Origin of the sequence: Pantoea sp. SM3 (assembly GCF_000963995.1) — a bacterium.
GTDB classification, from domain to species: Bacteria; Pseudomonadota; Gammaproteobacteria; order Enterobacterales; family Enterobacteriaceae; genus Pantoea; species Pantoea rwandensis_B.
Genome location: NZ_JZRD01000038.1, coordinates 1 through 22,695, shown reverse-complemented (window position 1 = coordinate 22,695; position 22,695 = coordinate 1). Strand labels below are relative to the sequence as shown.

Annotated in this window: 19 protein-coding genes; 3 read left to right on the top strand and 16 right to left on the bottom strand. The window is 56.7% G+C overall.

All coding sequences use genetic code 11. From position 1 onward, the window contains the following. Positions 1-9 precede the first annotated feature (9 nt). From VI01_RS19835 to VI01_RS19810, 6 genes are all read right to left on the bottom strand, one after another. Entirely contained in the window at positions 10-1,410 is a 1,401-nt protein-coding gene (locus VI01_RS19835) for an efflux transporter outer membrane subunit (protein ID WP_045816389.1), read from the bottom strand. Further along, positions 1,400-4,534 (bottom strand): efflux RND transporter permease subunit, encoded by a 3,135-nt coding sequence (locus tag VI01_RS19830; RefSeq protein ID WP_045816388.1) that lies wholly within the window; start codon positions 4,532-4,534, stop codon positions 1,400-1,402. The genes VI01_RS19835 and VI01_RS19830 overlap by 11 nt, the downstream gene beginning before the upstream one ends. Before the next feature lie 9 nt (positions 4,535-4,543). Continuing rightward, positions 4,544-5,680, bottom strand: a complete 1,137-nt coding sequence (locus tag VI01_RS19825) for an efflux RND transporter periplasmic adaptor subunit (RefSeq protein ID WP_045816387.1) — start codon at positions 5,678-5,680, stop codon at positions 4,544-4,546. 303 nt (positions 5,681-5,983) lie between these two features. Beyond that, positions 5,984-6,172, bottom strand: coding sequence for a hypothetical protein (locus VI01_RS19820; RefSeq protein WP_045816386.1), 189 nt, complete (start codon positions 6,170-6,172; stop codon positions 5,984-5,986). Positions 6,173-6,597: 425 nt separating this feature from the next. Next, on the bottom strand, positions 6,598-8,328 hold the full coding sequence (locus VI01_RS19815; RefSeq protein WP_045816385.1) for a penicillin-binding transpeptidase domain-containing protein: 1,731 nt from the start codon (positions 8,326-8,328) through the stop codon (positions 6,598-6,600). A gap of 286 nt (positions 8,329-8,614) precedes the next feature. Next, entirely contained in the window at positions 8,615-10,876 is a 2,262-nt protein-coding gene (locus VI01_RS19810) for a molybdopterin-dependent oxidoreductase (protein WP_045816384.1), read from the bottom strand. Positions 10,877-11,073: 197 nt separating this feature from the next. Between VI01_RS19810 and galR the strand changes: the two genes are divergently transcribed. Continuing rightward, a complete protein-coding gene (gene galR, locus VI01_RS19805) occupies positions 11,074-12,075 on the top strand; it encodes an HTH-type transcriptional regulator GalR (RefSeq protein WP_034823157.1) in 1,002 nt (333 codons plus the stop codon). Between the two features lie 152 nt (positions 12,076-12,227). On the opposite strand, the gene VI01_RS19800 is transcribed toward galR, so the two are convergent. Then, complete coding sequence (locus VI01_RS19800; protein WP_045816383.1) at positions 12,228-12,680, bottom strand: GNAT family N-acetyltransferase; 453 nt, start codon at positions 12,678-12,680, stop codon at positions 12,228-12,230. Further along, positions 12,677-13,930 (bottom strand): diaminopimelate decarboxylase, encoded by a 1,254-nt coding sequence (lysA, locus tag VI01_RS19795; protein ID WP_045816382.1) that lies wholly within the window; start codon positions 13,928-13,930, stop codon positions 12,677-12,679. Before lysA ends, VI01_RS19800 begins: the two co-directional genes overlap by 4 nt. Positions 13,931-14,040: 110 nt before the next feature. Between lysA and VI01_RS19790 the strand changes: the two genes are divergently transcribed. Further along, the gene (locus tag VI01_RS19790) at positions 14,041-14,961 is read left to right on the top strand and encodes a LysR family transcriptional regulator (RefSeq protein WP_045816381.1); all 921 of its coding nucleotides are present in this window, start codon (positions 14,041-14,043) and stop codon (positions 14,959-14,961) included. Here the strand turns inward: VI01_RS19790 and VI01_RS19785 are convergent. Then, the gene (locus VI01_RS19785) at positions 14,958-16,121 is read right to left on the bottom strand and encodes an MFS transporter (protein WP_045816380.1); all 1,164 of its coding nucleotides are present in this window, start codon (positions 16,119-16,121) and stop codon (positions 14,958-14,960) included. The two genes, VI01_RS19790 and VI01_RS19785, sit on opposite strands and share 4 nt — an antisense overlap. A gap of 483 nt (positions 16,122-16,604) precedes the next feature. Between VI01_RS19785 and VI01_RS19780 the strand changes: the two genes are divergently transcribed. Then, positions 16,605-17,231: a hypothetical protein gene (locus tag VI01_RS19780; protein ID WP_045816379.1), complete on the top strand. Its 627-nt coding sequence runs from the start codon at positions 16,605-16,607 to the stop codon at positions 17,229-17,231. 118 nt (positions 17,232-17,349) lie between these two features. On the opposite strand, the gene VI01_RS19775 is transcribed toward VI01_RS19780, so the two are convergent. The 7 genes from VI01_RS19775 to VI01_RS19745 form a co-directional block, all read right to left on the bottom strand. Next, entirely contained in the window at positions 17,350-18,021 is a 672-nt protein-coding gene (locus VI01_RS19775) for a DUF1989 domain-containing protein (RefSeq protein WP_038645037.1), read from the bottom strand. Positions 18,022-18,034: 13 nt separating this feature from the next. Next, positions 18,035-18,700: an amino acid ABC transporter permease gene (locus VI01_RS19770; protein WP_038645034.1), complete on the bottom strand. Its 666-nt coding sequence runs from the start codon at positions 18,698-18,700 to the stop codon at positions 18,035-18,037. Further along, positions 18,700-19,350, bottom strand: coding sequence for an amino acid ABC transporter permease (locus VI01_RS19765; protein WP_038645032.1), 651 nt, complete (start codon positions 19,348-19,350; stop codon positions 18,700-18,702). The genes VI01_RS19770 and VI01_RS19765 overlap by 1 nt, the downstream gene beginning before the upstream one ends. 3 nt (positions 19,351-19,353) lie before the next feature. After that, positions 19,354-20,001 (bottom strand): urea carboxylase-associated family protein, encoded by a 648-nt coding sequence (locus VI01_RS19760; RefSeq protein ID WP_045816378.1) that lies wholly within the window; start codon positions 19,999-20,001, stop codon positions 19,354-19,356. Continuing rightward, positions 19,985-20,617 (bottom strand): DUF1989 domain-containing protein, encoded by a 633-nt coding sequence (locus VI01_RS19755; protein ID WP_038645028.1) that lies wholly within the window; start codon positions 20,615-20,617, stop codon positions 19,985-19,987. Before VI01_RS19755 ends, VI01_RS19760 begins: the two co-directional genes overlap by 17 nt. A 2-nt stretch (positions 20,618-20,619) precedes the next feature. Next, positions 20,620-21,456 carry a transporter substrate-binding domain-containing protein gene (locus VI01_RS19750; RefSeq protein ID WP_045816377.1) on the bottom strand — a complete coding sequence of 279 codons (837 nt, stop codon included), beginning with the start codon at positions 21,454-21,456 and terminating at the stop codon, positions 20,620-20,622. A gap of 252 nt (positions 21,457-21,708) precedes the next feature. Beyond that, positions 21,709-22,560, bottom strand: coding sequence for a MurR/RpiR family transcriptional regulator (locus tag VI01_RS19745; RefSeq protein WP_038645024.1), 852 nt, complete (start codon positions 22,558-22,560; stop codon positions 21,709-21,711). Positions 22,561-22,695 lie beyond the last annotated feature (135 nt).

Here is a 22,695-nt window from a genome sequence, read left to right as displayed (position 1 = left end):
TTAAGGCACTCAGGCCTTCCAGCCGCCTCCCAACGCCTTATACAAGGTGATTTTCTCGCTCAACTGGCCCAGATGCGCACTGATTAACGACTGCTGCGAACTGTAAAGCGATCGCTGGGCCACTAATACATTGAGATAATTGTCTACGCCTTGCTTAAAACGCATTTCGGAATAGTCGTAATCGCGCTGGTTGGCGCCGACCTCCTGTTGCAGCGCTGTCAGCTGATCCTGCCAGGTATCCTGACCGGCCAACGCATCATTGACCTCTTTGAAGGCGGTTTGAATCGCTTTCTCATAGTCAGCAATTTCAATGCGTTTCTCAATGTGCGCGATGTTGAGATTTGCCTCGTTTTTGCCGCCGTCAAAGATGGGGAGATCTATCGATGGCACGAACGACCAGGCACCGGTGCCGCCGCCCAGCAAACTGCCGAGCGAGCTGCTGGTTGAGCCGCCAGAGGCCGTCAGGGTGATGCTCGGGAAGAACGCCGCGCGCGCTGCGCCAATGTTGGCATTCGCCGCTTTCAGGCTATGTTCCGCCGCCATAATGTCCGGGCGACGCGTCAGCAGATCAGATGGCAAGCCCGCCGGCGTGGCCGGGAACTGCCAGTTGGCGTCCAGCGTCGCGTGGGACAGCAAGGTGGCGGGCAGATCGGTGCCCACCAGCAAGCGCAGCGCATCCACATCCTGACGTACCTGACGCGTATAGCTTGCCACATCCGCCTGGGCAGCCCGCACGGTGCTCTCTGCCTGCGCCAGATCCTGATCGCTACTGGCCCCGCCGTTATAGCTGAGTTGCGTCAGACGATACGACTCCTGCTGACTTTTGGCGGTATTTTGCGCCAGATGCAGCAGATCGTTATCCGAACTCAAGGTCAGCCAGGCGGTTGCCACCTCAGAAATCAGCGAGATGCGCGTGGCGCGTTCGGTCGCGGCGGTGGACAGGTACGTTTCCTGCGCCTCATCCCGCAGGCTCTGCAAGCGACCAAAGAAGTCCAGCTCCCACGAAGTGACGCTCAGTCCGGCGTTAAGTTCGTGATAGGTCACCGCTCCGGTGGTCTTGGTGTTGTAGAGGTTGGCCGGTTCATGCGCCGAGGTCTGGCTGGCGGTAGCATTGATTGACGGCATTAACGCCGCGCGCTGCACCGTGACGCTCTGCTGCGCCTCTTCGACATTGAGCGCCGCGACCCGCAGGTCACGGTTGTTGTCGAGTGATAGCTGAATCAGGCTGCGCATCGTGGCGTCAGTGAAGAAGTTCTGCCACGGCAGATCCGCCACGTTGCCCACCGGCGTGGGCTGATCGTACTTCGCGTCTACCGGCATTGCGGGGCGCTGATAATGGGGCGCCAGCGTACATCCAGCCAGCGCCATGGCCAGCGGCAGCAGCGCCATACGGAAAGTTTTAGTGTTCATGCGTTGTCACCTCTGCGGATGCTTTTTTCTTTCGGGCGAAGAACTGCGATACCACCACGTAGAACATCGGAACAAAGAAGATGGCGAGGAAAGTGGCGGTGATCATCCCGCCTGCTACCGCCGTACCAATTGAGTGCTGGCTGCCTGCGCCCGCGCCGTTAGAGATAGTCAGCGGCAGCACGCCGAGAATAAACGCCATCGACGTCATGATAATCGGTCGGATACGCAGCCTCGCGGCTTCCACCGCTGCCTCGACCAGCGTTTTGCCTTCCCGTTCGTGCAACTCTTTGGCGAATTCCACAATCAGAATGGCGTTTTTCGCCGCCAGTCCCACCGTGGTGAGTAAGCCCACCTGGAAGAAGACGTCGTTCTGCAAGCCGCGCAGCAGCACGGCACTGATGGTCCCGAGAATGCCGAGCGGCACCACCATGATCACCGAGAAGGGAATGGACCAGCTCTCATACAGCGCGGCCAGACACAGGAATACCACCATAATCGAGATGATATACAGCTGCGTGGTCTGGTTGCCGGAAGCCTGCTCTTCATAGGAAATGCCGTACCACTGCACGCGGAAGCCTTTTGGCAACTGCTTCGCCAACTGTTCCACGGCTTTCATCGCTTCACCGGTACTCTGCCCTGCCGCAGGCGATCCGAGGATCTCTTCAGAGGTCAGGCCGTTAAAGCGTTCGAAGTGTGGCGAGCCGTAAACCCATTTGCCGCTGGCGAAGGCGGAGAAGGGCACCATGGTGCCGCTGCTGTTGCGGAAGTACCATTTATCGAGATCGGATGGCGTCACGCGTGAATCGGCTTTACCCATCAGGTAGACCTCTTTCACACGGCCGTTATACATAAACTGATCGATATAGCTGGAACCCCACGCCACTGACAGTGTGTTGTTGATGTCAGTCATGCTCAGGCCCAACGCGCTGGCCTTCTCGTCATTGATCTCCAGCTGATACTGCGGCTCATCTTCCAGCCCGTTCATGCGCACCTGCGCCAGATGCGGATCTTTGTTGGCCAGATCGATTAACTGGTGCGTAGCATCCATCATCTGCTGATGGGTGTGCGCGCCCGTATCCTGCAGATAGAGATCGAAGCCGGTGGCGTTACCCAATTCCATGACCGCAGGCGGCACCATGGCGAAGATTTTGGCGTTTTTGTAGTTGGCAAAATGCGCCATCACACGGTTCGCCAGATCCTGCACGCTTTGCCCGCTGTGGGTACGATCGCTCCAGTCCTTCAGGCGCACAAACGCCATGGCGTTACTCTGACCACGACCCGCAAAGTTAAAGCCCGCCACGCCAAAGGTGGTGGTGACCACCGAAGCCTCATTCTTCTGCAGATAGTCATTGAGATCGTTGATCACCTGCTGCGTACGCTGTGAAGAGGCGTTAACCGGCAGCGTCATCTGCACCATCATCAAACCCTGATCTTCGGCAGGCAGGAACGTGGTGGGCACACGCGTGAACAAAAAGCCCGTCACGCCGACGATCACCAGGTAGATCACCAGGAACAGGCCGCGACGGGAAATAACGTTGTTAACGCCGCGCGTATAGTGCATCGCGCCGCTGTCGAACTTACGGTTAAACCAGCCAGCAAAACCGGTGGTCTTGTGCTCCGCCGCCGAAGGTTTGAGCAGAGTGGCACAGAGTGCAGGGGTGAAGATCAGCGCCATGATCACCGACAGCGCCATCGCCGACACAATGGTGATGGAGAACTGGCGGTAAATCACCCCGGTCGAGCCGGAGAAGAACGCCATTGGCAGCAGCACCGCTGACAGCACCAGCGCGATACCAAACAGTGCGCCCTGTATCTGCTGCATCGACTTGATGGTGGCGGTTTTCGGATCGAGATGTTCTTCGTGCATCACACGCTCGACGTTCTCCACCACCACGATGGCATCATCCACCAACAGCCCTATCGCCAGCACCATACCGAACATGGTCAGGGTGTTGATGCTGTAACCGAAGGCCGACAGGATGCCAAAGGTACCGAGCAACACCACTGGCACCACCAGGGTGGTAATCAGAGTCGCGCGCAGGTTTTGCAGGAACAGCAGCATCACGAAGAACACCAGTACCACCGCTTCGATCAGCGTTTTCACCACTTCTTCTATCGAGGCGCTGACCACCGGGGAGGTGTCATACGGATACTGAATTTCAACATTATCCGGCAGCGAGTCTTTCAGATCGGCAATGGTCTGGCGCACCGCTTTAGCGGTATCCAACTCGTTCGCGCCGGTGGCCAGGCGCAGCGCAATACCTGCCGCTGGTTTGCCGTTCATGGTGGCATCAATGCCGTAGCTCTGCGGACCGAGCGCCACGCTGGCGACGTCTTTCAAACGCACCTGCGAACCGTCACTGTTCACTTTCAACAGCACGTTTTCAAACTGCTGCACGGTGGTGAAGCGGGTTTTACCCAGCACCGTAGCCTGCGTTTTTGCGCCCTGAATGGTCGGTAACCCGCCGAGTGAACCGGACGACACCTGCACGTTCTGATTATCAATGGCGGTGGTGACATCGCTCGGCATCAGGTTGTACTTGTACAATTTGGCGGGATCGAGCCAGATGCGCATGGCATATTCCGAACCCAGCACCATAAAGTCACCGACGCCTGGCGTACGCGAGATCGGATCTTCCAGCTTCGACACCAGCATATCCGCGAGATCGCCGTTGCTCAGCTTGCCGTCTTTAGAGATCAGCCCGATGACCATCATAAAGTTCTTTTGGTACTTACGGATGCGGATCCCTTGCTGGGTCACGTCGGTTGGCAACTGTGATTCCGCCAGCGAGACGCGGTCCTGCACCTGCACCTGGGCGATATCCGGATTGATGCCCTGGTTAAAGGTGGCGATGATCTGCGCACTGCCGTCCGAGGCACTGCTGGATTCCAGATAGCGCAAACCATCCAGGCCGTTCAGCTGTTGCTCAATCACCTGCACCACGGTGTTCTGCGTGGTTTCGGCGCTGGCGCCCGGATAGGTCACTGAGATCGACACCGCTGGCGGCGAGATATTGGGATACTGATTGACGGGCAAACTGATGGCCGCAATCCCGCCCACCAGCATCACGATAATCGCGATAACCCAGGCAAATATGGGACGTTCAATAAAAAACTTCGACATGCCGCCCCCTTATTGCGCCGCTGCGTCGGTCATCGACAGACTGACGGCATTGGCGGATGGCGTGTCATTGGTGCTGGCGGCAGTGGTAGTGACTTTCGCCCCAGCACGCACGCTTTGCAGATTGTTCACCACGACCTGTTCACCTTCACTCAGCCCAGACGTCACCAGCCATTCACCTTTGATCATCTCGCCGGTGTGAATACTGCGCTGCTCAATGGTGTTGTCGCCTTTCACCACGTAGACATACGGCTGGCCTTTGGTGTCATGCATGATCGACTCCTGCGGCACCAGAATCCCCTGCTGCTGAATACCCTGCGGGAAGCTGGCGTGCACATACATGCCCGGGAGTAGCTCGTTATGGGGATTCGGGAATACGGCGCGCAGCACCACGGTGCCGGTGGCGGTATCGACGTTCACTTCCGAGAACGCCAGTTTGCCTTGCTGCCCGTACTGACTGTTGTCTTCCAGAGAGAGGCCAACCGCAGCGGTGTTGTCATCCACTTTGGCAATTTTGCCGTCGGCTAATGCACGACGCAGACGCAGCAAGTCGGTGGATGACTCACTGACATCGACATAGATCGGATCAAGTTGAGTGATGGTGGCGAGATAGTCGGTCTGGCCGTTAGTCACCAGGGCACCGGCGGTATACAGCGAACGGCTGATATGACCCGAGATCGGCGCTTTCACCAGTGTGTAATCAAGATTGACCTTAGCGGTTTCCACATCGGCTTGTGCTTCACGCTCGGCCGCGACGGCATCGTCGTAAGTCTGCTGGCTGATGGCATGGGCAGAAGCCAGCGGCTGATAGCGTTTTGCCACCATGGCATCGTTTTGCCAGGTCGCCATAGCTTTGTCATAAGCGGCTTTATAGGTTGCCGGATCGATCTGATAGAGCGGCTGGCCCGCTTTCACTTCTCCGCCTTCGGTAAACAGGATTTTCTGGATCACGCCGCTGACCTGTGGGCGCACCTGCGCGGTGCGGACCGCCGTGGTGCGGCCAGGCAGTTGTGTCACCAGCGTGACGGGCTCAGATTTTAGGGCGATGACACCCACCTGGGGTGTCGCGGATGCAGCGGGCTTTGCTCCGCCCTGGTCACAGGCTGCCAGTAAAAACACCACGCTGGCAGAAAGAAGTTTCAGGCGCATAATTTTTCTCTGGATGAAAGGAGGGATAGTCACTGATGTGATGACATGCAAAAAATCATTGTAGGGAGGGAGTGATAAGGCGGTTGTTAAGGTTGCGTAAAATATATTTTCCAAAGGAAAATGGTAAACCTTTCGTGCCATAAATGGCTGTGAAATTTAGCTTTTTGCGGGTTTTCTTCGACATGGCGGTGCAATTTATTGTGCGTTTTGCCCTGGCAACATGACTTCAACTCCCGCGATGAATCGCGCCGCGACCCGATAGTGCAAAGTGGTTCATTACGCTCCCCCTTCATCTCGACCGCGCTAACCTTTAGGCTCAATCCCGCGACGACGCAATTCGCGGCGCGCCAAATCTTTCAACCAGCACGATAGCGTGATGTTTTCATCTTCGGTGACTTCGCGCAGTTGGTCATGCAACTCCGGATGAATGCGTAACTGAAACGCCGAGGAGCGGCCCCCGCCTTTTGGCGTTCGGTCTTTGGTTTTTGGCATCGGGACACACCTCAACGAATGGCAATAAAAAACGCCCCAAAGCCGCGCTACCAACACGGCAAGGGGCTGGCGAACCGAAATGGAATGCGGCATCGCGGTGCGTTACGCATAGGTTACACAGCAAGATATTTTTATGTTGGCGGGGAAGTGTTAAGACTCAGACAAGAGGTGTGAGCGAGTTCGCTCAGCGGTAAATTTCAGGTAAAAAAAACCCACGCATCCGCGTGGGTCGGTGCAACCGAACAGGGTGAATACCTGAGGACAGGTATTGCTGCCGCAGCAGCCGATCTTCACACCAATCAATACCTCTGGGACTTTTATCGTCGCCGAAAGTGGTGTGAGAAAACAGCCGCAAATCGCAACGGAGTTCGGCGAAATGCAACGAGGTGTGAAAAGCACCTCGCGGCAGTTACATCCTGATTTTACTAAGATTTATCCGAATTCGGTTTGCTGTAGATGGCGTCAGGCGCAATGTTCATATGCTTCAACACCGGCCCCATAATGTTGCCAAAGGTCGGTGCCGCCACCGTACCCCCGAAGTGGTCGCCCGCAGTGGGATGATTAATGAGTACCACCAGCGCCACTTCAGGATGACTGGCCGGCGCAACCCCGGCGGTGTAGTTAACGTAACCACCATCATATTTGCCAGTTGGGCCCATTTTTTCAGCGGTACCGGTTTTGGTCGCCAGACGATAGCCCGGTACGTTGGCACGTAGTCCCGATCCCCCTGGGAGTACGTCACTCTCCATCATATGCACCACGATTTCTGCGGTCACTGGATTCGCCACCTGTGTGCCCACCACCGGCGGTGTCACTTTGGTAATTGAGAGAGGGCGGTATATGCCATAGCTGCCTAACGTGGCGTATTCACGCGCGATTTGCAGCGGCGTCACACGCAAGCCGTAACCAAAGGCAAAGGTCGCACGTTCGATATCCGCCCAGCGCTGACGATGCAGCGGGAAATACCCCACGCTTTCGCCTGTCAGCCCTAATCCTGTGGGTTTGCCCAGACCAAATGCCTGATAGGTATTCACTAGCGCGTCGGCAGGCATCGCCAGCGCAATATGAGAGGCGCCGGTATCACTCGATTTTTGCAGGATACCGGTCACCGTCAGTCGCGGCCAGTGGCCAACGTCACGAATCAAATGGCCATTTACCGTGTAAGGCGAGGTATCCAGCACAGAGTCAGGGCGGATTAAATGACGCTCCAGTCCTTCCAGCACCACCAGGGGTTTGACCGTCGAACCCGGTTCATAGCTGTCATTGATCGCGGTGTTACGCATCTGTGCTGGCGTAGCGTTTTCATAATTGTTCGGGTTGAATGAGGGATAAGATGCCATCGCCAAAATTTCACCGGTATCGATCTTGATCAGCACTGCCGCACCGGAATCCGCTTTATTTAGCAACACGCCATCGCGCAGTTTGCTGTAGAGGGTGAACTGGTCAAACTTATCAATACTCAGCTGTACCGTTGGCGGCTGCTTCGGCGGCTCGTAATCAAGCATGGCAACGATGTTGCCCTCTTTGTCCTGACGATAAACCTCTTTGCCCGGCTCGCCTTGCAGCACGTGGTCGAAACCTTTCTCCAGACCGTTCAGGCCATTGCTGTCAGCTCCGACAATGCCAATCAACGGCGCAGCGGCTTCACTCATTGGATAGAAGCGGCTGTCGTTGTATACCGAGCTGATGCCCTTCAGGTGCAGTTCGGCGATGTCTTTGGCGATGCCCAGTTCGATCTTACGGCCAAGATAGAGGAAGCGTTTTTTCGGGTTCGCGGTGATCTGCTCACGCAACTCTTCCGGACGTAAGTTCAGCGCCGAGGCAAGATATGTCCATTTGGCGTTGGTGAAGTCGGGATTGGCTTCCAGCACGCGCATCGGGTCGGCGATGATATCACGCGCCGGTACGCTCAGTGCCAGTGCCTGGCCATCACGATCCAGTAAGGTGCCACGGTTGGTAGGTAAGGTGACGGTGCGCAGTGAACGCTGATCGGCCTCGTGCTCCAGCATCGGATGCTTAATCAGTTGCAGGTCGCCGACGAAGATCAGCAGCAACACCATGCAACTGAAGACACCCAGACAAATCAGGCGAAAACGAAACGGGTTAAATGGGGCTTTGATCTGGTCTTTTCCCAGAAGTTTTTTTATACGGGGCATAGCATTCCGCTGCAATAAACAGTTTTTTCAAGCTTGTTATCCGCAGTTATAAAGAAAGGTAAAGCGAGTTGACAGGAAAACTGTGTTTCAGTTCGTTAGCGCGAGCGACAGGCAAAAAAAACCTGCGCATCTGCGCAGGTCGGTGTAATCAAGAAAACTTTTTGATGCTCACCCATCAATACCTCTGGGACCCTGACTGTAGCAAGGTGGCATGACGGTTCTCCATCTCTCAAACGCAACAGTTACCCGCAAAATGTAACCAGCGGTGAGATTGTTAGCACCCCATTCACATCAGGTGTTTTTTGATTTCCACCAGGCAACTCATGGCGTTAGGGCCTTGCGTCAGTGACGAGGTGCCGATATCCAGCGTCAGCACATTGGGGTTACCGGCACGGTCCCACGGCTGCCAGGCACGGCCGAATCCGGGATCAAACCAGGCGCCGGTGGAGATAATCACCACACCTGGCGTTAAGCCATCGGTCAGACGCACACCGGCCAGCATACGGCCACGCGCATTACTGACTTCGATTTCGTCGCCATCCACAATCCCACGCGCACTGGCGTCCTGCGGATGCATATACAGGGTTTCACGTCCGGCAGTTTTATTCGCCTGTACCGTGGCAGTCGCGTCCATCTGGCTGTGCAGCCGATCCGAGGGCTGAATCGAGATCATATGCAGCGGGAAATCCTCGCTCATCGGTGCGCCCAACCACTCCTGCGGCTCACGCCATTCAGGATGTCCGGCAAAATCTTCCAGTTGATAATCGGCGATGGTCTGGCAGAACAGCTCGATTTTGCCACTGGCGGTCTGGATCGGATGGGCCTGCGGGTTGGCGCGGAAATCATCCATAAACACGTACGGCTTGCCGCCTTCCGGGATCTCAACAAAGCCGCGCTGCCAGAATTCACCAAACTCCGGGAAGTGAATATCTTTGCGCGCGTGCGCCACCGCACACTGCTGATACAGGTGTTCAATCCACTGCATCTCATTTCGCCCTTCGGTGAAGACATCGCGATAACCGAGACGATCGGCAATATCGGCGAAAATATCGAAGTCGTTGCGCGCCTGGTGCTGCGGTTTCACCGCCTGATGCATCGCAAACACAAAACGATCGCGTGAAGAGCCGCCGATGTCGTTGCGCTCCAGCGTGGTGGTGGCGGGTAACACGATATCCGCCATCTGCGCCGCCGGGGTCCAGACGATATCCTGCACGATCACGGTATCCGGGCGCTGCCAGCCTTCCACCAGGCGGTTGAGCTGCTGATGGTGGTGGAACGGATTACCGCCCGCCCAGTGCACCAGATGGATATCGGGATAGTGCAGGGTTTCGCCCTGGAAATGGTAAGGCTGGCCGGGATTCAGCAGCATATCGCTGATGCGTGCGACCGGAATCGAGAAGTTGCCGGGATTCGGCCCGGTGCTCATCATCGGCGCGGGCCCTTCCTGACGCGGATTACCGACGCTGTTCATCGAACCGTGACCAAAGGAGAAACCGCCGCCCGGCAAGCCTGGCTGACCCAGCATCGAGGAGAGCGCAGTCATCATCCAGTACGGCTGCTCACCGCGATGAGCACGCTGTACCGAGTAAGAACAGGTGATAAAACTGCGTTTGCCAATCAGCTGCTGTGCCAGCAACGCGATACGCGCCGCCGGAATCCCGGTGATGGCACTCGCCCATGCCGGCGTTTTGGCGATACCGTCGCTTTCGCCTAACAGATATTCTCGCAGTTGCGGCCAGCCGGTGCAGTGGCTGGCAAGGAAGCTTTCGTCCAGCGCATTGCGGCGCGTAATCTCATAACCGAGCGCCAGCATCAGCGCCACATCGGTGTTCGGGCGAATCGGAATCCACTCGGCATTGACGAACGCCGGGCAGTCATCACGCATTGGGCTGATGTTGATGATCGGTGTGCCTTTAGCGCTCAACTGCTCCAGCGCCGGTTTCAGACTGTGCTGCCCGGCTCCGCCCGATGCCACCTGGGCATTTTTCAGCGCCAGGCCACCGAAGGCGATAAAGATGTCGGCATGTTCCACCACGCTCGGCCAGTCGGTGACGCGGCCCGTGAGCGGCATGTAGGTACCAATCACATAGGGCAGGAAGAACTGCGCTGCGCCCCAGCTGTAGTTGCCCTGCTGGTCCACCCCGCCGCCGCCCTGGAAGTAGAAACGACGGATCAGGGTGCGCGCATGGTTAACGCGTCCAGCCGATGACCAGCCGTAGGAACCGTTGAAAATACCCGATGCGCCGTAGCGCTCGCGCACGCGGCGATTCTCTTCCGCCACCAGATCCAGTGCGGTATCCCAATCCACGGCGACAAAATCTTCACGACCACGCAGCGTGCGATCGCTGTTCTCACGCGACTTTAGCCATGAACGACGTACCATTGGCTGGCGGATACGCTTATCCGAGTAGACCAGTTCCGGGATGGTGTTGAGCATCGGCGACGGATCGGCGTCAGCAAAAAAGGGTTCACAGCCAATCAGGCGGTCGTTTTCCGTGACGGCAGTAAATGCGCCCCAGTGCGCCAGGTGTGGCACGCGTGTTTTCATGGTTATTGGGTCCGGCAGGCAGGTCTGAATCGTGCTGGCAGCATACCATGAGGCGATAGCAGGGCTAAAGCCAGTCTGTGAGCGCCTGATTTTCCGCACTTTTGCGACAGCGCTGGCATTCTCGCGGGTTGCTACAGGTACTGTTTTCCGTAACACTGATGGGATGTGTAAACGTTTTCCCGGATGCAAGTAACCGCATGGCTACCATTAAGGATGTTGCCCGCATGGCTGGGGTATCGGTCGCGACCGTTTCCCGCGTCATCAATAATTCGCCCAAAGCCAGCGAGAGTTCACGCCTCGCCGTGACCCAGGCAATGGAGCAGTTGCAGTATCACCCGAACGCCAATGCACGCGCGCTGGCGCAGCAATCCACCGAAACCCTTGGTCTGGTGGTGGGTGACGTTTCCGACCCGTTTTTCGGCGCGATGGTGAAAGCTGTCGATGAAGTCGCAGGTGCCACCGGCAACTTCCTGCTGATTGGTAACGGTTACCACATTGAGCAAAAAGAGCGTCAGGCGATTGAGCAACTGATGCGGCATCGTTGCGATGCCTTAGTGGTGCATGCCAAGAAAATTCCTGACGCCGATTTAGAAGTGCTGATGAAGCAGGTGCCGGGTATGGTGCTGCTGAATCGCCTGCTGAAAGGCTTTGAGTCGCGCTGTATCGCGCTCGATGACCGTTACGGTGCCTGGCTGGCGACACGCCATCTGATCCAACAAGGCCATACGCAAATCGCCTTTATCTGCTCGACCCACCCGATTTCTGACTCCGAAGACCGCCTGCAGGGCTATTACGATGCGCTGAAAGAGCACGGTTTACCATCTAACGACCGCTTAGTGGCGTGGGGCGAGCCGGATGAAGTCGGTGGCGAGCAGGCGATGACCGAGCTGCTGGGGCGCGGTAAGCAGTTCACCGCCGTGGCCTGTTACAACGATTCGATGGCCGCCGGTGCGCTGGCAGTGCTGAGCGACAACGGTATTCGCGTGCCAGAAGAGATGTCGCTGATTGGTTTTGATGATGTGCTGGTCTCGCGCTATGTGCGTCCACGACTCACCACGGTGCGTTATCCAATTGTCACTATGGCGCAGCAGGCGGCGCAGCTGGCACTGGCGTTAGCCAACGGCACAGAGATGCCGGAGGTGACCAACATGTTTAGCCCGACGTTGGTGAGACGCCATTCGGTGAGTGGGCCAGGTTGATTTTCCGGTGCGCATTAATGCGCACTCTACGAAAAACGGCCTCTCGATCCGATGAAAAATGTGGTGCGCGGATACCCGTCTATCGACCCGATGCTCAATCTGGCGTGCGAATCTCTCTAAACACCGTAGGGGCGGCATTTATGCCGCCCGGGTTATAACGCCTGCGAATAAACCTTCACTCGCACATCCGGGAACTCCAGCGCGTCACACTGATACTGCCAGCCAAAGCGCTCGTAGTAGCCGCCAAACGTTGACCACAGCCACAGTTTTTCATGCCCGCGCTCGCGGGCATAATTCAACACATGCTGCTGCAGCGCTTCGCTCAAGCCATTGCCGCGCGCAGGTTCATCCACATACAACGCGGCAATCCACGGATAGAGATCCTGACGGCTGATCAAGTCACAGCGCCAGAATCCCACCGTGCCCAACGGCACATCGCCATCCAGTGCCACAAAAGTCACCGGATATTCGGCGCCGTTCAGGCTGCTGCGCACAATGCTGTCGTAAAATTCGCGGGATGTTCCCTCGCCAAACGCCTGCCACAGCCAGTCGGTGATATGGCTGGCGTGGTGCGGCACCTCGCTGAGCGCAACAATTTTAATCACATCAGCTCCAGCGCCAGCAGCTCCTGAATGGTCTGCGCGCGACGAATCTCACGTGATGTGCCGTTCTCAAACAGCACTTCAGGGATCAATGGACGGCTATTGTAGTTGGACGACATCGATGCGCCGTACGCGCCGGTATCGTGGAACACCAGATAATCGCCGACCTGCGTGGCTGGCAACGCACGGGTTTCGACTTTACCGCCTTCCAGTTGGGTGAACACATCGCCCGACTCGCACAGCGGACCGGCCACCACGCTCTCAACGGTTGCGTCGCTCAGCGCGCGACCATCGGCTGGCAGCACGGAAATATGGTGATAGCTGCCGTACATGGATGGACGCATCAGATCGCTGAAACCGGCATCCACCAGCACAAAGTGACGGCTGCCCATCTCCTTAACCGCACGCACCTGAGACACCAGTACGCCAGACTCTGCCACCAGGAAACGGCCAGGTTCAATTTCCAGTTTCACCGGATGACCGAGATGCGCCGCGATGCGGTCACGCGCACCACTCCACAAGCCGAAATAGTGCTGCGTATCAATGGCTTCTTCGCCGAAACGGTATGGAATCGACAAACCACCACCCGCTGAAATGGCTTCCAGATCCTGGCCAAATTCGATGACCTGATCGACCATCGCGTCACACACCTGCTGCAGGTGGCCATAATCGACACCGGAACCAATGTGCATATGCAGGCCCACCAGTTTCAGGCCGTGCTGCTGAATCGCCGCCAGCGCCAGCGGCAGATCACTGTGCCAGATGCCGTGCTTGCTGTTCTCACCACCAGTGTTGGTTTTCTGGCTGTGACCATGACCAAATCCCGGGTTGATGCGCAGCCAGACTTTATGGCCTGGTGATACAGCCCCAAGCTGATGCAACATGTCTACGGAACCGGCGTTGACCGGCACTTTCAATTCCGCGATACGCGCCAGGGTTGGCTGATCAAAAACGTCAGCGGTAAAGACGATATCTTCGCCACCCGGTTGGAAACCGGCGGCCAGGGCGCGTTCAATTTCACCCAGTGAAACGGAATCTACTTTTACGCCAGCGGCACGCATCAGACGCAGAATGTGAATGTTTGAGCAGGCTTTTTGCGCGAAACGCACCACGTCAAAGGCGCTCAACTGCGCAATACGCTGCTGAATAATCGCGGCATCGTAAGCCCAGAATGGCCCAGCATAGCGCTGCGCCAGCGGCAATAAATTGTCGGCAGTCAGTGCCGTTTCGGTGTTGTTCAGTGGACGTGGCATCTTAATTCTCCTGTGTCTTTGCCACTATTTAGCCACAGCCGTTCAATTCAGAAAAATATCTGTTTTAGCGTCAGCTATGCAAATATGATATGGAATTGCAGAGAGGATTTATGGCAAAAATTAACTGGCGACATATCGAAATTTTTCATGCGGTGATGACCAGCGGCAACCTGACGCAGGCGGCTGCATTGCTACATACCTCACAGCCGACGGTGAGCCGTGAGCTGGCGCGGCTGGAGCAGCAGCTGGGGCTGGAACTGTTTGAACGGGTGCGCGGACGTTTGCAGCCCACGGTGCAGGGTTTACGGCTGTATGAAGAAGTACAACGCTCGTGGTACGGCTTAGACCGCATCATGGATGCCGCCGAAGGTTTGCGCCAGTTCCGCCAGGGTGAGCTGTCGATTGCCTGTTTACCGGTATTTTCGCAATCGCTGTTACCTCCCTTGCTACAGCCTTTCCTGCAACGCTATCCGCAGGTCAGCCTGAACATCATTCCGCAGGAGTCGCCGCTGCTGGAAGAGTGGCTGTCGGCACAGCGCTACGATCTGGGTCTGACCGAAACCCAGCATGCCCCGGCAGGCACCGAGCGCGTACCGCTGCTGACCTGCGATGAAGTGTGCGTGCTGCCGCCAAACCATCCGCTGTGCCAGCGTGAGGTGCTGACGCCGCAGGATTTTCAGGGGGAGAATTACGTCAGCTTGTCGCGCAGTGATAGCTATCGTCAGCTGTTAGATTCGCTGTTTCATGAACAAGAAGTGGAGCGTCGTCTGGTACTGGAGACGCACAGTGCGGCTTCCGTATGTGCGATGGTGCGCGCTGGCGTGGGGATTTCGATTGTGAATCCGCTGACGGCGCTGGATTACGCCGACAGCGGTGTGGTGATGCGCAAGTTCAGTATTGCGGTGCCCTTCACCGTGAGCCTGGTGCGGCCACAGCATCGCCCGGCCTCAGCGCTGGTTGATCACTTCTGCGACCATCTGCAACAGCAGGTGGCCACCTTTAACCAACGCATTGCTGAGCGTCTGGCTTAAGCGCGTACCGCTTCGCCCTGCCCGCCCGACTTACGGAAGGTGATCAGGCAGATGACCAGACCGACCACCGCCAGTGCAGCGGCGGCGACCGGCACTGACGTCAGGCCGTAGCCTTTATCGATCACCGCGCCGCCGACCCAGGCACCGAGCGCATTACCGACGTTGAACGCAGAGATATTCAGCGTGGAGACCAGGTTAGGTGCGTCTTTACCGTGGCGCACCACATTAATCTGCAAGCCGGGCACGGTCGCAAAGGTCGCCATCGCCCACAGGAACAGCGTGATTTCTGCCAGCCACAGCGCGTGGCTGGTCCAACTGAACAGCAGCGAGAACACCGCGATCAGCACAAAACTGAGGATCAGGCTGAAGGAAACTTTCCAGTCGGCCAGTTTACCGCCGAGGATGTTACCGACGGTTAAGCCCGCACCAATCAGGAACAGCGTCCAGCTCACGCCGCGATCGGTGATGCCCGTCACCTGCAACAGCAACGGCGCGATGTAGCTAAACAGCGCAAACATCGCTGCAGCAAAGAACACCGTCATCAGCAGCGACAGCCACAGTTTGCCATTCGCCAGCGCGCTGACTTCACTCGCCAGATGCACCGGTTTCTCTTCTTTGTTGGTCGGAAGACTGACAATCAAAGCGATAAAGGCGAGGATGCCGATGATCGCCACGCCCCAGAAGGTGGCGCGCCAGCCAAACAGCTGACCAAACCAGGTACCAAGCGGCACGCCCAGCACGTTGGCGAGAGTTAAGCCAGTGAACATCAACGCTACCGCCGATGCCTGACGGCTGGGTGCCACCAGACTCGCTGCCACCACCGAGCCGATACCAAAGAAGGCGCCGTGGCACAGTGCGGTGACCACACGCGCCAGCATCAGCAGGTTATAGGTGTACGCCAGCGCACACAGCACGTTGCCGATAATAAAGATGATCATCAACAGAATCAGAGTACGTTTACGCGGCAGCTTCGCCGTCAGCAACGCCATGATCGGTGCACCGATGGCCACGCCCAGTGCATAACCACTGATCAGCCATCCTGCTGAAGGAATCGACACCTGTAAATCGCCCGCCACTTCCGGCAGCAATCCCATAATCACGAATTCCGTGGTGCCGATGGCGAACGCACTCAGCGCCAGCGCCAGTAATGCAACAGGCATAACACACTCTCCTAAAATGTTTTACAGGCGGGCCGCACGGCGGACGCAATGCGGTTACAACGGACGCATACCCTCATTCTTTTGAGTTGCAGGCAGGGGCAAACGAGACAATCCCGATGAGCTGGCTTAAATCAGTGATTAGAGTGAGCGATATCAGCCAACTTACCTGCAACCCAAACGATGACGGGTTTTATTATTTGAACTGCGTCACATTCTGATTAAAGCACAGGCTTGGCAGCTCAACCAGCCTCTGTGCTGCAAGGCATTTTTGCTTGCAACGCAATAATCCCTGCGCGGGAAAGTGACTGCAGCTGACCACTGAGACAGATGGCACTTTTCACGCTACGCTTGATTCAGCTGTGATCGTTGTCACAGCAATTCAGCTTTCGGCGAGAAATCAATCAGTAAAGGATGCGCGCGCATTGCCGATACCTCAACCAGTTACGCGGTGATGCGGTGTCAAAAAATGCAGGGGGAACACCTATGCGATGGCTGATCGCACTGACAGTGGGTTGCCTGAGTGGCTGCTCCGTGGGTCACTACGAGTACAGCAAAGAAGCCGCAAAACGCGTCGATATGACCGTGACTGGCATTCCTACCGTGCTGGGTATTGGCGCGCTGGGCACCACCATTCCACTAACACCTGAATACAGTTTGACGGCCGCACACGTGGCGAAATACTCCATGTATCGGGTGAAAGCCTGGCATCCTGAGTGCGATATCGCTGTGGTGTATCACAAGAACACCGAACCCAATCTGCCCCCACCGTTCCGCAACAGCCATATTGGCGACAACATCAATCTATACGGTTACAGCTTTATCTCGGCCATGCCGGTGGCCTCAAGCGGCAAGAATTTAATCAACACCACACTGGCGAATGACTGGAATAAACCGAGTTGTGTGGTGGTGGCCGCAAATGCCGGTGTAGTGAAAGGCATGTCAGGCGGTGCGGTGTACAACGCCAGCGACGATACGCTGGCGGGGGTGATTGTCGGCTACAGCAGCGCGATTGACGACAATAAAAGCGGTAAGACCTTGTATAAGGATGTGGCGCTGTATGTGCCTTACGCACGTTTCCAGGTGTGGCTGGATCAGGTGATTAAGTCGTAAAGCATCCGAGAGTCTCGATCCCGCTGATGCGTCTGAATCCGCTATCTTTCACTGAAATGCCAATCCCTCAACGGGATCACTCCCCTCTTCCAGTGGAAGAGGGGAAAGAAAAAGGCGCTTACGCAGGCACCCAAGCCCCTTTTAACTGCACCTGCGGGAAACCGGCGGTCAGAATACGCAGTTCGGCATCGCGCGGGGTGTTATCACCCTGCCCCTGAATGCTAACGATATCCTGCGGGCAGGCCGAGAATGCCACGAAGCAATCCATCTCGGCGCGCAACACAATGTAATCGCCCGGCTTGGTCACCACCGGCAATGTTTTCAGAGTAATACCGTCCGGCTGCACCTGAATATTCATAAAAATATTCAATGACGCCAGATTGCCGTGCGGCAGCTCGACACCTAACTCACGCATGCCTTCAAACAGATTATCGTGGCAGTTGCGGTGATACTCGGTGCAGCCCAACAACTCATAACGACGCGCATCGCAGGCGGCCATGAAGGAGTCATGCACGCCCGGTGAGGTATCCGCCACCAGCGTTAAAATCGGGTGGCGCTGGCTGGTGATAAAACTGTCACCGACTTTGGGATTGAGACGCTGGTTCCACACACGCGTCGCTTCCATACACATATATTCAGTGACGTCTTCGGCGTTGTACGCCCAGCAATCCACCACTTGCGTACCGTGCAGATTGATCACCTGCACCGCTTCCCCTTTCTTCAAACGCACCGCTTTGCCGTAGCGCGCGGGAATGGTTATCGCTTCACGATGCTGATATTCAGCCGACATAGTGTTCTCCTGATTAATGCTGCATGCCGCGACGATAGCGCGTCATGCGAGATTCAAGGCCGCGTGCCAGCCAGTCGATCAGACTGTTGAGCAGCCAGTAACAGAGCGCCACGGTGAGATAGATCTCCAGCGGCGCGTAGGTATCCGAAATCGCCTGTTTTGCGGCGTACATAAACTCCTGCACCGAGACAATCGACAGCAGCGCAGAGTCTTTGATCAACCCAATCATCAGCCCGACCAGCGGCGACAACATCTGCGGCAGGGTTTGCGGCAGCACCACATCGCGTAACTGCTCGCTGCGGCTCAGGCCCAGCACGCGACACGCTTCCCATTGCCCTTTCGGCAACGCCTCGATGGCCGAGCGGATAACCTGCGCGATGTAGGGCGCGTAATAGAGCGTCAGGGCCAGTACGCCCACTACCGGCGATGACAATGTGATGTCGTACTCTGGCAGCACAAAATAGAGCAAATAGATCACCACCAGCAGCGGCAGTGCGAGTGTTAGTCCGCTGTAGAGGTTGAGCAAGCGCAACCAGAACGGCGAAGCGCGCATCAGCAGTAACGCCATCAGCCCGCCCCATACCAAAGAACAAAAGGCGGCGATGAGGCACAACTTCAACGTGGCGATCATGCCGTCACCGAGTGAAGGCAAGGAGGTCAAAATAGCTTGCCAATCCATCAGGCGATCCTCCGTTTGGCTTCCAGACGTCGTGCGGCGGCAATCAACGGCATGGCAATCAACAGATATCCCGCCGCCACTAACAACAGCACCTGAGTGGCTTCATAGGTGCGCGCAATCACAATTTGCCCGGCGTAGGTCAACTCGGTCAGTGCCACCACCGATGCCAGCGGCGTAGTTTTCAGCAGAATAGTGAACTCGTTGACCAGCATCGGCAGACTGGCGCGCATGACCTGCGGGTTAATCACATACCACCAGGTCAGGAAACGGCTCAGACCTAAGGTCCGCGCCGCTTCGAGTTGCCCACGCGTGACCAGCGAACGGTTCACGCGCAAAATCTCCGCCACGTAGGCGCCGCTGTTGAGGCCGATGGCGATCACGGCGGCAAGCATCGGCTGACCGCCGAGCCCCAAACGCGGCAGGGTGAAAAACACTACGAACAGTTGCACGATGGCCGGTGTACCGCGCATCAGGCTGACGTACAGTCGACCGATGGCGCGCCAGATCCAGGCGCGACGCAGTTGCAGGAAGCAACCAAGCTGCCCCATCACCACGCTAACCAACGACGCCAGCACGGTCAGTAGCAGCGTCATCAGCAGGCCATGTCCGAGTTCTGGCAGCGCGGCCACTACCTGTTGATCCAGCCCCATGCGTTACTCCGCGTTAAAGTCGTGCAGGTTTTCCGCTACAGACAGCAGCAGCGGTGCGGGTTGATCGTTGCCCTCAATGCCGGTGTTGCAGGCCGAGACGATGAACTGGGTGTCCATCACCACGCGACAGGTAATGCTGTCGCCGGCTTTAGTTAGGTTCGGCTCTGGCAGGATGTCGCCCGCACGTGTCAATTTGACGTGCATAAACAGGTTAATCGGGTCTGGTAGCTTCGGCACCACCATGCCCAATCGCGCCAGCTCGCCGCTCACCGCTTCCAGGCAACCTTCGCCCTGATAACCTTTTTCCGCCAGGAATGCGCGGGTGGAGGCTGGCAGCAGCAGGTCATGGCGCTTCACGCTGTCTTTGCCTAATACCATCATCGGGCGGCGGCGGTTGTTGACCAGACGCATGCCCGAGCCGAGCAGATAGCTGTTGCTGAACACGCGAGTGTGATGCACGGACAACCACACCGCCGGATCGGCAAGGCTGAAGCCAAACAGAGAAGCCACCGCGCCGTCGGCTTGAGCCGTGATGCGCAGCAACTGGCCGCGCAGCACCTTTATCGACCCAACGCTGCCCGGTTCAACCGTGAACGCTTGTGCCAGCGTGCGCTCAGCGGTCTCTTCATAACTTTCACGCATTAACAGCATGATTCATCTCCTCTGCGTGAAATTCGTCACTCACCACGATATCAATCGGCGTGACCTGCAAACCGTTGCCGGGAATGATGTCCTGCGGGCATGACGACACCGAACAAATCAGATCGCACAGCGCTTCAAAAGTAATGCTGTCGCCTGCCTTGCTATTGGGATCGGTGACTTCCATCCGGCCATCGGCGGTCACCGGGCCGTTCTGGAACAGGTTGAACGGCTCAGGTAACGAGAAATACGTCACGCCAAAGGCCTTCATCCCTTCCAGCAGGTTATCGACGCAGTTGCGGTGGCCTTCGACACCGAAATCGACGCTGAAACGTGTGCGATCGCAAGCTGGCACGTTCGCATCGTGGATGCCGATGCTGTCCGCCAGGATACGCAGCATCGGGCGGTTTTCACTCGACCACAGCGCGTCGCCGGGTTTGAAGAACAACGAACGCAAGTGCTGGCGGGTATGCACCGGCGACAGCTTTTCATTTAAATCATCGGCGTTGACGGCGACGAAATCCGCCGCCTGCTGCCCTTCACTGTCAATCACGGTAATAAACTGGCCCTTACGCACGCGGAAGGTTTTGCCATGGCCCGCAGGCACAGTCAGATTGCACTGGCACATAATTACTCCTGAGGAATGAAATCGCTGGCGGGCACGGTAAAGGTGGTGCCGAGATACTGCTGCTGCAGTTTGGTCAGCTCGCCATCCTTCTGCATCGCCAGAATATGGTCGCTGATGGCTTTATTCAGGCTGCCGTCTTCTTTACGTGTTGCCCAACCCATCCACTGTGAAGGACCGACTTCGCCGACCTGCGCCACTTTACCGGCGTATTTTTTCGCCACCGGCGCCAGTACCGAGATGTCGTCATAAACGAAGTCCGCGCGTTTAGTCATCAGGGTGCTGACGGTCTGATCCAGCGAATCCACGTTGATGATGGTAATGGGTTTTTTACCCTCTTTTTTCAGCTGCTCGTTAAAGCCTTTCAGCAACTGCTCGGGCACGCTGGCGGTTTTCACTGCACCACGCAGTCCGGACAGGCTTTCCGGGCTGAGAGTTTTGCCGCTGAAGGTGCTGGCTTCACTTTCGCGCACCAGCACACCGTTGACGGTTTTGCTGTAAGGCACGGTGAACAGCACTTTTTTCGCACGCTCAGCGGTGATGTTAAGGGAAGAGCCTTCGGCGTTGAACGAGCCAGAAATCAGGCCCGGCAAAATGCCGCTGAAGGCGGTTTTCTGAAACTCCAGTTTCACACCGAGATCTTTGGCGAAGGATTGCATGATCGCCACGCTGTAGCCGGTGATCTCACCTGAATCATTGGTGTATTCGTATGGAGGAAAGGTTGGATCGATGCCAACGGTGATTTTGCCGCTGCTTTTGATGTCACTCAGGGTGTCGGCTTTCGCCTGCGCCATGGTGCCAACGGAGAGAAGTGCGGCGATCAGCAGTGCTGTTTTTTTCATTGTGGTGTTTCCCTGGTGTTGGTGAAATGTCTTTTTCTACTGAGCATATTTTGTGCCAGCTTTTTCACCCTCCAGGTAACACCTTTGAGGTACAAGGGGTATTACTGAATAAAATCAGTGAGAAACATATGTTTCTTTAATTAAAAATTAAATTTCTTAGATTTCACGCAGGCAAAAATGGACTGATAACACGGGGGAATGATTGCACCTTTTTAGTGCGAACGCTGGCGCATGGCGCGCCAGAACGGGGCATTATTCGAGTTCGTCGAGGGACTGGTGCAACGCTTCAACCTGCGCGAGGTAATCGTTACTGGTTTTGCCCATTTGTCGGGCCACCAGTGAACAGAGCAGATTGCAAACACCCGAGAGCGCGGCGGTGCTGTCGAACATCAGGCTACTGTCGGTGTGGCAGCGCACTACCCATTGCGCATGGCGCGCCGGTTTACCGGATAGTACGTCGGCGATATACAGCATCGGCACGGCGCGTTCTGCCAGCGCGTTCATTGCCGCTTCCAGCGCAGGCATACGCCGACGCAGGCCAACACAGATCACCACATCCTGCTGATTCAGGGCGGCGAGATGCTCCGCCAGCGAATCGCCGGGACGCGGCAACAGGCGCACATCGGGATGGATATGCACCAGATCGCGGTAAATCAGCTGTGCAATGGTCTGACTGTGACGCCAGCCCATCACCACCACGCGGCGTGACTGCGCAATGGCGCTCACCGCCTGTTGCAGCTGTTCACTGTCCAGCGTGCGATAGCTGTTGACCAGGTTGGCGATCTCTTTTTCCAGGTGCTGCTGCATGATGCTGGCGAGCGGTGATGCGGTCGGCACGGCTTGCAGATAGAGCGGTGAGCCGCTGCTCTGCATGTCACGCGCCTGACGGCGGGCGGCTTCATAGCTTTCGTAACCGAGATGACGGAAAAAACGCGTGGTGGTGGCTTTGGAAACGCCGGCACTCTGTGCCAGTTCGGTCGCGGTGTTCATCGCCAGCTGGCCAGGTGCCGCCAGCAGCACGTCGGCCAGTCGCTGCTCATGGCTGGAGAGTTGATCCCAGTGCTGTTGTATCCGGCCCTCTAACGTTGCCGCTTTTGCACTCATGGTGATTCCCTGAAAATAAAAAAACTATCCTGCACAGAGCGTGCCGGGTTGTCATCAGGAATTTTATTTGGAAAGGGAAATGAAAAAATCGCCGAATAAAAAAGGCCGCCATAAATGGCGTAATGCTTGTCAGTT

Excerpts from the sequence above, each read along its gene's own strand:
- VI01_RS19775 (WP_038645037.1), bottom strand. The coding sequence starts at position 18,021 with ATGTCGGCTGAATATCAGCATCGTGAAGCGATAACCATTCCCGCGCGC.
- VI01_RS19785 (WP_045816380.1), bottom strand. The coding sequence starts at position 16,121 with ATGCCTGTTGCATTACTGGCGCTGGCGCTGAGTGCGTTCGCCATCGGC.
- VI01_RS19755 (WP_038645028.1), bottom strand. The coding sequence starts at position 20,617 with ATGTGCCAGTGCAATCTGACTGTGCCTGCGGGCCATGGCAAAACCTTC.
- VI01_RS19825 (WP_045816387.1), bottom strand. The coding sequence starts at position 5,680 with ATGCGCCTGAAACTTCTTTCTGCCAGCGTGGTGTTTTTACTGGCAGCC.
- VI01_RS19830 (WP_045816388.1), bottom strand. The coding sequence starts at position 4,534 with ATGTCGAAGTTTTTTATTGAACGTCCCATATTTGCCTGGGTTATCGCG.
- VI01_RS19815 (WP_045816385.1), bottom strand. The coding sequence starts at position 8,328 with ATGCCCCGTATAAAAAAACTTCTGGGAAAAGACCAGATCAAAGCCCCA.
- VI01_RS19835 (WP_045816389.1), bottom strand. The coding sequence starts at position 1,410 with ATGAACACTAAAACTTTCCGTATGGCGCTGCTGCCGCTGGCCATGGCG.
- galR (WP_034823157.1), top strand. The coding sequence starts at position 11,074 with ATGGCTACCATTAAGGATGTTGCCCGCATGGCTGGGGTATCGGTCGCG.
- VI01_RS19810 (WP_045816384.1), bottom strand. The coding sequence starts at position 10,876 with ATGAAAACACGCGTGCCACACCTGGCGCACTGGGGCGCATTTACTGCC.
- VI01_RS19765 (WP_038645032.1), bottom strand. The coding sequence starts at position 19,350 with ATGGGGCTGGATCAACAGGTAGTGGCCGCGCTGCCAGAACTCGGACAT.
- VI01_RS19820 (WP_045816386.1), bottom strand. The coding sequence starts at position 6,172 with ATGCCAAAAACCAAAGACCGAACGCCAAAAGGCGGGGGCCGCTCCTCG.
- lysA (WP_045816382.1), bottom strand. The coding sequence starts at position 13,930 with ATGCCACGTCCACTGAACAACACCGAAACGGCACTGACTGCCGACAAT.
- VI01_RS19780 (WP_045816379.1), top strand. The coding sequence starts at position 16,605 with ATGCGATGGCTGATCGCACTGACAGTGGGTTGCCTGAGTGGCTGCTCC.
- VI01_RS19790 (WP_045816381.1), top strand. The coding sequence starts at position 14,041 with ATGGCAAAAATTAACTGGCGACATATCGAAATTTTTCATGCGGTGATG.
- VI01_RS19750 (WP_045816377.1), bottom strand. The coding sequence starts at position 21,456 with ATGAAAAAAACAGCACTGCTGATCGCCGCACTTCTCTCCGTTGGCACC.
- VI01_RS19770 (WP_038645034.1), bottom strand. The coding sequence starts at position 18,700 with ATGGATTGGCAAGCTATTTTGACCTCCTTGCCTTCACTCGGTGACGGC.
- VI01_RS19745 (WP_038645024.1), bottom strand. The coding sequence starts at position 22,560 with ATGAGTGCAAAAGCGGCAACGTTAGAGGGCCGGATACAACAGCACTGG.
- VI01_RS19760 (WP_045816378.1), bottom strand. The coding sequence starts at position 20,001 with ATGCTGTTAATGCGTGAAAGTTATGAAGAGACCGCTGAGCGCACGCTG.